This is a genomic window from Streptomyces sp. 3330 (assembly GCF_031456635.1).
Lineage (GTDB): Bacteria > Actinomycetota > Actinomycetes > Streptomycetales > Streptomycetaceae > Streptomyces.
The window spans coordinates 40,498-50,121 of the sequence record NZ_JAVDVA010000042.1 but is presented as its reverse complement, the minus strand read 5'-3'; the positions used below and the strand labels follow the sequence as shown (position 1 = coordinate 50,121).

Below are 9,624 nucleotides of genomic sequence, written 5' to 3'. Positions count from 1 at the left end.
GGGGCGGGGGGGGGGGGGGGTCGCCCCGGCGCGGGCGCCCGGGGCCCCCGGCCCGGGGGGCGGGGGGGCCCGGGGGCGGGGGGGGCCCCCCCCCCCCCCGGCCCCCCCCCCCCCCCCCCGACCGGCGCGCCCGGTGATCCTGCGCGAACGGCCCCCCGACACTGCCCTCGAGGCCCTTACCCCGGTCGCGTCCGGTCGAGCACAGTGGTGGGTTCAGACTGCTCTGTCTCTGAAGGGAGCGTCCATGCGCGCGCAGGACCAGGAGAACGACCTGGGTGGAAGCCGCCGGTCCAAGGCCGGGAGAGGTTCCGCACGGTCGTCGCTCACGGGACCGGCGGCGGGACTGCTCGCCCTCCAGCGCTCGGCGGGCAACGCGGCCGTGACGCGTGCCATCGAGGAACAGCGGCACGAGCACGGCCCCGGCTGCGGCCACGCGGACCGGTCGGTCCAGCGGTCCGCGGAGACCGCCGAGGCGCAGCAGGACGCGGTGCAGCGCCGGGTGTCGCTGGCCGAGGTGACCGGATCCGGCGGCAGCGGTCTGGAGCCGCGCATCCAGGCCAAGGCCGAGCAGGCGTACGGGATGTCGCTCGGTCACGTGCGCGTGCACAACGACGCGACGGCGCAGCGCGCGAGCGCCGACTTCCAGGCCCACGCGATGACCGTCGGCCACCACATCGTGCTCGGCTCGTCCAAGGTGGACGACGAGACGATGTTCCACGAACTCGACCACGTCCGGCAGCAGTCGCAGGGCCCGGTGGCAGGCACCGACAACGGCTCGGGTGTGAAGGTGTCCGACCCTGGTGACGCCTTCGAGCGCCAGTCGGCCACCAACGGCCGTCTGGTCGCGCAGGGTTCGGCCCCCGACCTGTCGCTGCCCGGCTCGGCGGGCCACGGGGCCCCGGTGCAGCGGGCGGCGGCCGGCACCGGCGAGCGGCAGAACGTGCAGCGAATGCCCACGGCTCCCAGCGGCGTGACCAAGTCCCGGCCCAAGCAGGGCGGCAAGAAGAAGACCGTGGCGCAGGCGATCACCAAGGCGCTCGTGGAGAACCACGGGTGGAAGGAGTACGGCGGGGCGCAGAACAAGACCGTGCACCTGCCGGTCGCCTCCGACGCCCCTCCCGCGCACGCGATGAGCGAGGGACTCAAGGGCGCCGCGCTGAGCGCGATGTACCACGGCACCGGCAACATCCGGAAGGAACGCTCCTTCTCGGCGGAGCGCCCGGAGCAGGCCCTGCGCTGGATCTCCACCGTCACCTTCAACTACCTCAACGACCTGCGCAAGCAGCCCGAGGAAGTGCAGGCGGGCGTGAGCGCCGTCCAGCAGGAGGGGCCGGACGGCGCCGCCACGAGGTACCAGCTGTACATCTCGTCGAACAAGGACAGCGCCAACAAGGCGCTCACCGACCTGTACGAGGGCAAGGACAGCGCCGCGGACTTCCTCACCGCGATCCTGCAGGCGGGCGCGCCGAACCTGCCCGGCCGCACGGCGCTGGAGCAGCGGCACGCCCGGAAGCTGGCCTCGCGTCTGCTGGGCGACGGGACGGGCAGGGAGGCGTACAGCGCGGTCCTCCAGGCTCTCGGCGGCTCGGTGAGCGTGCCCGCGAAGCGGGAGGACTCCGCCACGGACGGCCTGCACGCCGAGCGCCGCATCGTGGAGAGCGCGCCGGAGGGCAGCATCGCCGCGATCGCGGGCGTCAAGCGGCCCTGCATGGTCTGCTACATGGAGCTCTTCGTCGACGACGACTCCAAGCGTCCCGGCCCCTACTGGCCGAGCAAGGCCTCCAACATCGGGGAGTCCGACTACACCGTCGCGAACGCCGACATGCTCGCGCTGCGCATCCACACGGCGGCGGTCAAGGGCGGCGGCACGCACGTCAGCCTCCGGGTGGACTGCGAGGGCCAGGAGCGGGTGGACACCGGGTACGGCTCCGAGTCCGACTCCTCGGCCTCGGACACCGAGGCCCCGGCGCTGATTCCGGCGGACGCGATGGATCTGAGCTGAGGCGACCCTGAGGGCCTCGCCCGGGGTTCTCAGGCCTCCGGTGAGGCCCTCACGCCTCGGCTCAGGCCTCCGGTGAGTCGCTCAGGCCTCCGGTGGGGCCCAGGGCCGGCCCTCCATGAGGTTGCCCAGGCCCGCCCAGGCGAAGTTCATCAGGGTCGCCGCCGCCTGCCGGGCCGTCGTGCCGTCGGCGGTGTTGGCCCAGGCGGCGAGGGACTCGGCGGCGCCGACCAGCGCCTCGGCGAGTCCGGCGACCTCCCGTTCGGGCAGGTCGGGGTCGCGATGGGCCTCCCTGGCCGCGACCACGATCAAGTGCGTGACGAACGCGACGATCTCCTCGCGCATCGCCGTGACCTCGGCGGCGAAGGGCTCGCCGTGCGTGCGGGCCTGGAGATGCAGCACGGACCAGGCGTGCGGATGCTCGGCGGTGTGCGCGAAGAACGCCCGCAGCCCGTCCCAGAGCTGTCGGTCGGCGGACAGGTCGGTGCGCACGCCGGTGCGCACCGCCTCGACGAGCGCCTTGGCCTCGCGCCGGATGCAGGCGGTGAAGAGGTCTTCCTTGGAATTCAGGTACAGATACACCAACGGCTTGGACACGCCCGCGAGTTCGGCGATCTCGTCCATCGACGCGGCCATGTACCCCCGGCGGCCGAAGGTCTCCACGGCGGCGTCCAGCATCTGCTGCTCACGGACCGCACGCGGCATCCGCTTGGTCTTCACGGTCCCCATGGACACAGCCTAGTTGGGCCCGCCGGGGCCCCGCCCGGGCCCGGCCCGCCGCGGGCGGCGACTACGAGGTCTGCGCCTGGCCCTGCGGGCGGGTCGCCTCGTCGATCGAGGCGTCCTCCTGGGACTTGTTGGCCTCCAGGTTGGCCTTCATGCGGTCCACCCGCCGCACGACGGTCACCGAGGCGCGGTCGCGCTCCTTGCGCAGCACCACGAAGCTGATCGGCGCGGAGATCACCAGGGAGAGCAGCAGGATCCACATGAGGTTGGAGTCGCCGAGCCCGCGGGGGACGACACCGGAGTAGACGAGACCCCAGACGACCACGAGGCAGCCGGCGAAGACACCGAGGCGCATCAGTGTGTAGCGGAGCATGTCAATCCACTCTTCCGATTCCAAAAGGGGCCGTCATCCAGTGAAGCACGCCGGGGCGCCGATCTTGCATCGGGGTGCGAGCCGCCGGAGCGGTCACGGCGGTCACGTCAGGGGCAGCAGCATGATGATGTCGTCGCGGTCGTCGCCCGGCGCGACCCTGATGGCGCCGGGCACCCGCCCGACCTCCTTGTAGCCGCAGGAGCCGTAGAAGTGCTCCAGGCCGAGTCCGCCGCGGCAGGTGAGCCGGATCGCGTCGATGCCGTCGAAGGCGCGGGCCTCGTCGGCGGCGGCCGCCAGCAGATCGCGGCCGTAACCCCTGCCCTGGTGCCGGGGGTGCACCATCACCGTGTAGAGCATCACCCAGTGGGTCTGCAGCCGGTGGGTGTTGAAGCTGAAGAACGCCGTCGCGGCCACGTCTCCCGCAGCGTCGTGTCCGACGAGCAGCCGAGTGCGGCCCTCGGCCATCTGGACGAGGTGGCGGACCAGTTCCGGCCGGACCGTCTCGCGCTCCACCGGCGCCACGAAACCGACGGCGCCGCCCGCGTTGGAGACGTCCGTCCACAGGTCGAGGATGCCGTCACGCAGGGCGGGGGTGACGGCGGGGTCGAGTGTGAAGGTAAGGGACACGCCAGGATCGTAATCCTTACGGCAGTCGGTGTGCCGCCGCTTCCGGATCCTGGACCGGCCCCCGGCGGACGCCCCCGCGCCCGCCGGACCGCGCACTCCCGTTCACGCCCTGGTCCCGCCCGCTCTCACACGCGCATCGGCTGCGGCGACTCGCGGAGCGCCGGGTCGGGGCCGTCGTACTCGCGGATGATCTCGTACCGGGTGTTGCGCTCCACCGGGCGGAAGCCGGCGTCCCGGATGAGGTCCAGCAGGTCGTCGCGGGTCAGCTTGTTCGGGGTGCCGTAGTTGTCGGCGTCGTGCGTGATCTTGTACTCGACGACCGAGCCGTCCATGTCGTCGGCGCCGTGCTGGAGCGCGAGCTGCGCGGTCTGGACGCCGTGCATGACCCAAAAGACCTTCACGTGCGGGACGTTGTCGAAGAGCAGCCGGGAGACCGCGAAGGTCTTGAGGGCCTCCGCGCCGGTCGCCATCTGGGTGCGGGCCTGGAGCCGGTTGCGGACCTTGCCGTCCTTCATGTCCACGAAGTCGTGCTGGTAGCGCAGCGGGATGAAGACCTGGAAGCCGTTCGTCTCGTCCTGGAGCTCGCGCAGGCGCAGGACGTGGTCGACGCGGTGGCGGGGCTCCTCGATGTGGCCGTACAGCATGGTGCACGGGGTCTTGAGCCCCTTCTCGTGCGCCAGCCGGTGGATGCGCGACCAGTCCTCCCAGTGGGTGCGGTGGTCCACGATGTGCCGGCGGACCTCCCAGTCGAAGATCTCGGCGCCGCCGCCGGTCAGCGACTCCAGACCGGCGTCGATCAGCTCGTCGAGGATCTCGGAGGCGGACAGCCCGCTGATCGTCTCGAAGTGGTGGATCTCCGTCGCCGTGAACGCCTTGAGGGAGACGTCCGGGAGGGCGGCCTTCAGCTCCCGCAGCGAGCGCGGGTAGTAGCGCCACGGCAGGTTCGGGTGCAGGCCGTTGACGATGTGCAGCTCGGTGAGGTTCTCGCCCTCCATCGCCTTGGCGAGCTTCACCGCCTCCTCGATGCGCATGGTGTACGCGTCCTTCTCGCCCGGCTTGCGCTGGAAGGAGCAGTAGGCGCAGGAGGCCGTGCACACGTTCGTCATGTTGAGGTGACGGTTGACGTTGAAGTGCACGACGTCGCCGTTCTTGCGGGTGCGCACCTCGTGCGCCAGCCCGCCCAGCCACGCCAGGTCGTCCGACTCGTACAGCGCGATGCCGTCCTCACGGGTCAGCCGCTCACCGGCCCTGACCTTCTGCTCCAGCTCGCGCTTGAGTCCGACGTCCATGCCCACACCTCTCTACGACTTCCTGCGACTTCCTGCGATGACGCCACCGGACCCACCGTACGCCCCCGCTCTCGGCGCGGGAGGCGCCCCCGGACGGCCGCGCGACGCCCCTAGACCTCTTCGGGCAGCTCCCCGACCCGGTTCTCCCACTTGGTGGAGAGCACGATGGTCGTCCGGGTCCGGGACACGCCCTTGGTTCCGCTGAGCCGCCGGATGATCCGCTCCAGCCCGTCCACGTCGTTCGCCCGCACCTTGAGCATGAACGAGTCGTCGCCGGCGATGAACCAGCAGTCCTCGATCTCCCCGAGGTCCTTCATCCGGTTCGCCACGTCCTCGTGGTCGGCGGCGTCGGAGAGGGAGATGCCGATGAGGGCGGTGACGCCGAGACCGAGCTGGGCGGCGTTGACCGTGGCGCGGTAGCCGGTGATGACACCGGCCGCCTCCAGCCGGTTGATGCGGTCGGTGACGCTGGGTCCCGACAGACCGACGAGGCGTCCCAGCTCCGCGTAGGAGGCCCGGCCGTTCTCCCTCAGGGCCTGGATGAGCTGCCTGTCCACCGCGTCCATGCGATCTAAGCCTTCCGATGAGGAGAGATGAGGAGATGTGGGGGGAGTTCCTGCGGGGGTGTTCCGAAGCGGCGGCGCGTGCCGTCCGCGCCGCCCGGCGCTCAGGCGGGAGGACGCGAGCCGCCGCCGATCTCGCCCTTCCAGCGGCGGTACAGCCCGTGTCCGACGCCCGCCGCGTCGAGGACCCGCCCGGCGACGAAGTCCACCAGGTCCTGGATGTGGGTGGCGCCCGCGTAGAAGGCCGGGGAAGCCGGCACGACACTCGCCCCCGCCTCGTCCAGGGCGACGAGGTGACGCAGCGTCTGCCCGTTCAGCGGGGTCTCGCGCACGGTCACGACCAGCGGGCGCCGCTCCTTGAGCGTCACGCTCGCCGCCCGCTGGAGAAGGTCCTTGGAGAGCCCGAGGGCGACCCCGGCCACGCAGGCGGTGGAGGCGGGCACGATCAGCATGCCCTTCGTGGCGTACGACCCGGAGGACGGCCCGGCGGCCAGATCCCCGGCCGCCCAGTAGCGCACCCGGTCGCCGTCGCCCTCGCCGCCGAGGTCCGCTTCGAAGGTGCCCGGCTTTCCGTCGGCCCCTCGCGCGAGCCATTCCCGCAGGTCGTCGCGCCAGTGCGCGTCCCGGAAGGAGATGCCCGTCTCGTCGAGCAGGGTGAGCCGCGAGGCCCGGCTGACCACCAGGTCGACGCTCTCTCCTGCGGCCAGCAGCGCACGCAGCACAGCGGCGGCATAGGGCGTACCGGACGCCCCGGACACCCCCACGATCCAAGGCACGCGCTGCGTTTCTCCTGCGTTCACACCTTGAGCGTACCGGTGGGCGGAGTGGTCTTCAGGACCGGTCGGCCCTGGAGCCCGCGTGCCCCCTGCACTCCCCGGGCCCGCCCGTTCACCCGGACGGAGTACAGGGAGGGGCCACGCGGACCGCCGGGCCCTAGACCGTGAGGCCCCGCACCAGCAGGTCGATCAGCGCGCACACGAACAGGCTGATGCCGATGAACCCGTTCGTCGAGAAGAACGCCCTGTTCAGGCGGGTCAGGTCGTGCGGCCGCACGATGGTGTGCTCGTACACGAAGGCGCCCGCGACGATCACCAGACCGAGCCAGAAGAAGGCGCCGGCGTCCGTGGCGAGGGCGTACCAGACGAACAGGGCGGTCGTGATCGCGTGGCAGACCCGCGCGCCCCAGACCGCCGCCGGGACGCCGAACCGGGCCGGGACCGACATGACGCCGACCTCGCGGTCCGTCTCGACGTCCTGGCAGGCGTAGATCAGGTCGAAGCCGCCGATCCAGATGCCCACCGCCAGGCCCAGGATCACCGCGTCCCAGGACCACTCGCCGGTGATGGCCAGCCAGCCGCCGATCGGGCCCATCGCCTGCGCCAGGCCGAGGATGGCCTGCGGGAAGTTCGTGAAGCGTTTGCCGTACGGGTACACGACCATCGGGATCACCGCGATGGGCGCCAGCGCCAGGCAGAGCGGGTTCAGCAGCGCCGCCGCGCCCAGGAAGATCACCAGGGCGATCAGGGCGCCGGTCCAGGCGTGCTTCACCGACATCGCGCCCGTCACCAGCTCGCGGTGCGCCGTGCGGGGGTTACGGGCGTCGATCTCGCGGTCGATGATCCGGTTGACCGCCATGGCGAAGGTGCGCAGGCCCACCATGCAGACGGTGACGAGCAGCAGCCGGCCCCAGTGGATGTTCGCGTCGGTCTGGAACATCGCCGTCAGCGCGGCGATGTAGGCGAAGGGCAGCGCGAAGACCGAGTGCTCGATCATCACCAGCCGCAGGAAGGCCTTCGTGCGTCCCGGCTGGGGAAGCGCTGCGGAAGCGGAGCTCACAGGCCGTACTCCTTCCAGCGGCGGTCGACCTTCGCCGCCGTATCCGGGTCGGACAGCACCATCTCCGGCCAGCCGCCGTCTCGCGTGTACCCCTCCTCGGGCCACTTACGGGTCGCGTCGATACCCGCCTTGCCGCCCCAGAACTGCTGGTAGGAGGCGTGGTCGAGATGGTCGACCGGACCCTCGACGACGGACAGGTCACGGGCGTAGTCGGTGTTGCCGAGCGCCCGCCACGCGACCTCGTGCAGATCGTGGACGTCACAGTCCGCGTCGACCACCACGATGAGCTTGGTCAGGGACATCATGTGGGCGCCCCAGACCGCGTGCATGACCTTCTGCGCGTGCTTGGGGTACTTCTTGTCGATCGACACGATCGCGCAGTTGTGGAAGCCGCCGGCCTCGGGCAGGTGGTAGTCCACAATGTCCGGGACGATGATCTTCAGCAGCGGCAGGAAGAAGCGTTCCGTGGCGCGGCCCAGCGGACCGTCCTCCGTCGGCGGCCTGCCGACCACGATCGACTGGAGCAGCGGGCGCTTGCGCATCGTCACGCAGTCGATCTTCAGGGCGGGGAAGGGCTCCTGCGGGGTGTAGAAGCCGGTGTGGTCGCCGAAGGGACCCTCCGGCAGCATCTCGCCCGGCTCCAGCCAGCCCTCGATCACGACCTCGGCCTGCGCCGGCACCTGGAGCGGCACCGTCTTGCAGTCGACCATCTCGATCCGCTTGCCCGCGAGGAACCCGGCGAAGAGGTACTCGTCGATGTCGCCGGGCAGCGGGGCGGTGGAGGCGTACGTCACGGCGGGCGGACAGCCGAAGGCGATCGCGACGGGGAGCTTCTCGCCCTTGCGGGCCGCGACCTGGTAGTGGTTGCGGCTGTCCTTGTGGATCTGCCAGTGCATGCCGATCGTGCGCTTGTCGTGGCGCTGGAGGCGGTACAGGCCGAGGTTGCGGATCCCGCTCTCCGGGTCCTTGGTGTGCGTCAGGCCCAGGTTGAAGAAGGAGCCGCCGTCCTGCGGCCAGGTGAAGAGGGCGGGCAGCGCGTCGAGGTCGACGTCGTCGCCGTGCAGGACGACCTCCTGGACGGGCGCGTCCTGGGGCTTCACCTTCTTCGGCGGGACGTGCGTCATCGCGCCGAGCTTGCCGAACGCCTCCCGCACGCCGACGAAGCCGTGCGGCAGCTCGGGCCTCAGCAACCCGCCGATCTTCTCGCTGATCTCCGCGTACGACTTGAGGCCGAGGGCCTTCAGCAGCCGCCGGTCGGTGCCGAACACGTTCATCGCGAGGGGCATGCTCGACCCCTTCACGTTCTCGAAGAGCAGCGCCGGGCCACCGGACTTCTGGACCCGGTCGACGATCTCCCCGACCTCCAGATACGGATCGACCTCAGCCTTGACGCGCTTGAGGTCGCCTTCGCGTTCCAGTGCCCTGAGCAGGGACCGAAGATCGTCGTAAGCCATGCGTCCCAGTATCGCCGAGGCCCGTCCGGCGCCGACGCGCGCCCCGCGCTACGCCTCCCGCGCCGCCGCGCGCCCCGCCCGCGCCGCCCGCGCCGCCGGGCCGCCGGGCCGCGCGGTCACCCGTCCCGATCCGGCCTCGCGCTCCGTTCGCCCGAGCCGCCCGCCCGCGAGGGAACGATTTCCGCCACCCGCTACCCTGGCCCGGTCACCGGGGCCGTCCCGCGCCCCGTCGCCGTCTCCTGGGGGAACCCGCCACCATGCTCAGGTATCTGCCGTTCCTGCTGGTACTGGCGCTGTGGATCTACGCCTTCATCGACTGTCTGAACACCCCCGAGGAAGAGGTGCGCGGGCTGCCGAAGGTGGTCTGGGTCATCATCATCCTGCTCTTCGGCGAGGTGCTCGTCGGCCCGGTCGCCTGGCTGGTTGCGGGCAAGGCGCGACGCGCGCCCGTGGGCGGTGGCGCCCCGGCCGAGTCCTCCCGCGCCCGGCGCGCCGAGTGGGTCGCGCCGGACGACAACCCCGAGTTCCTCAAGTCCCTCCAGGAGAGCAAGGCAGAGGGCAAGAGGGACGACGAGGCTCTCCTCAAGGACTGGGAGGCCGACCTGCGCCGCCGCGAGGAGGAGCTGAAGCGCCGCGAGGCCGGCGAGGACCCCCAGCCGCCGCAGAGCTGACCGGGGACACGGGAGCCGCCCAGGGGCGACGGACCCGCGATCGGGGACGAGCCCGGTCGGGGATCGCCCCTAGGGCCTGTCAGACA

10 protein-coding genes are annotated in these 9,624 nt (G+C 71.3%); 2 read left to right on the top strand and 8 right to left on the bottom strand.

What is annotated here, in order from left to right; genetic code table 11:
- Positions 1-244: 244 nt before the first annotated feature.
- Positions 245-2,002 (top strand): DUF4157 domain-containing protein, encoded by a 1,758-nt coding sequence (locus J2X68_RS38040; RefSeq protein ID WP_310437187.1) that lies wholly within the window; start codon positions 245-247, stop codon positions 2,000-2,002.
- 81 nt (positions 2,003-2,083) lie between these two features.
- On the opposite strand, the gene J2X68_RS38035 is transcribed toward J2X68_RS38040, so the two are convergent.
- The 8 genes from J2X68_RS38035 to J2X68_RS38000 all read right to left on the bottom strand — a co-directional run bounded on the left by J2X68_RS38035 (position 2,084) and on the right by J2X68_RS38000 (position 8,867).
- Positions 2,084-2,728 carry a TetR/AcrR family transcriptional regulator gene (locus J2X68_RS38035; RefSeq protein ID WP_310437186.1) on the bottom strand — a complete coding sequence of 215 codons (645 nt, stop codon included), beginning with the start codon at positions 2,726-2,728 and terminating at the stop codon, positions 2,084-2,086.
- Positions 2,729-2,789: 61 nt separating this feature from the next.
- A complete protein-coding gene (locus J2X68_RS38030; protein WP_310437185.1) occupies positions 2,790-3,098 on the bottom strand; it encodes a DUF4229 domain-containing protein in 309 nt (102 codons plus the stop codon).
- Between the two features lie 102 nt (positions 3,099-3,200).
- The gene (locus J2X68_RS38025) at positions 3,201-3,725 is read right to left on the bottom strand and encodes a GNAT family N-acetyltransferase (RefSeq protein WP_310437184.1); all 525 of its coding nucleotides are present in this window, start codon (positions 3,723-3,725) and stop codon (positions 3,201-3,203) included.
- A gap of 125 nt (positions 3,726-3,850) precedes the next feature.
- On the bottom strand, positions 3,851-5,014 hold the full coding sequence (gene mqnE / locus J2X68_RS38020; RefSeq protein ID WP_310437183.1) for an aminofutalosine synthase MqnE: 1,164 nt from the start codon (positions 5,012-5,014) through the stop codon (positions 3,851-3,853).
- Positions 5,015-5,124: 110 nt separating this feature from the next.
- Entirely contained in the window at positions 5,125-5,580 is a 456-nt protein-coding gene (locus tag J2X68_RS38015) for an Lrp/AsnC family transcriptional regulator (protein WP_020130097.1), read from the bottom strand.
- A gap of 101 nt (positions 5,581-5,681) precedes the next feature.
- Positions 5,682-6,353: a UbiX family flavin prenyltransferase gene (locus tag J2X68_RS38010; protein WP_310437182.1), complete on the bottom strand. Its 672-nt coding sequence runs from the start codon at positions 6,351-6,353 to the stop codon at positions 5,682-5,684.
- A 157-nt stretch (positions 6,354-6,510) separates the two neighbouring features.
- Positions 6,511-7,413: a menaquinone biosynthesis prenyltransferase MqnP gene (gene mqnP / locus J2X68_RS38005; RefSeq protein ID WP_310437181.1), complete on the bottom strand. Its 903-nt coding sequence runs from the start codon at positions 7,411-7,413 to the stop codon at positions 6,511-6,513.
- Positions 7,410-8,867 carry a menaquinone biosynthesis decarboxylase gene (locus J2X68_RS38000; protein ID WP_310437180.1) on the bottom strand — a complete coding sequence of 486 codons (1,458 nt, stop codon included), beginning with the start codon at positions 8,865-8,867 and terminating at the stop codon, positions 7,410-7,412. The genes mqnP and J2X68_RS38000 overlap by 4 nt, the downstream gene beginning before the upstream one ends.
- Before the next feature lie 257 nt (positions 8,868-9,124).
- On the opposite strand from J2X68_RS38000, the gene J2X68_RS37995 reads away from it, so the two are divergent.
- On the top strand, positions 9,125-9,538 hold the full coding sequence (locus tag J2X68_RS37995) for a PLD nuclease N-terminal domain-containing protein (protein ID WP_310437179.1): 414 nt from the start codon (positions 9,125-9,127) through the stop codon (positions 9,536-9,538).
- The last annotated feature ends 86 nt before the right edge of the window (positions 9,539-9,624 follow it).

Coding starts and splice junctions, on each gene's coding strand:
- J2X68_RS38040 (WP_310437187.1), top strand. CDS start 245: ATGCGCGCGCAGGACCAGGAGAACGACCTGGGTGGAAGCCGCCGGTCC.
- J2X68_RS38035 (WP_310437186.1), bottom strand. CDS start 2,728: ATGGGGACCGTGAAGACCAAGCGGATGCCGCGTGCGGTCCGTGAGCAG.
- J2X68_RS38030 (WP_310437185.1), bottom strand. CDS start 3,098: ATGCTCCGCTACACACTGATGCGCCTCGGTGTCTTCGCCGGCTGCCTC.
- mqnE (WP_310437183.1), bottom strand. CDS start 5,014: ATGGACGTCGGACTCAAGCGCGAGCTGGAGCAGAAGGTCAGGGCCGGT.
- J2X68_RS38015 (WP_020130097.1), bottom strand. CDS start 5,580: ATGGACGCGGTGGACAGGCAGCTCATCCAGGCCCTGAGGGAGAACGGC.
- J2X68_RS38000 (WP_310437180.1), bottom strand. CDS start 8,867: ATGGCTTACGACGATCTTCGGTCCCTGCTCAGGGCACTGGAACGCGAA.
- J2X68_RS37995 (WP_310437179.1), top strand. CDS start 9,125: ATGCTCAGGTATCTGCCGTTCCTGCTGGTACTGGCGCTGTGGATCTAC.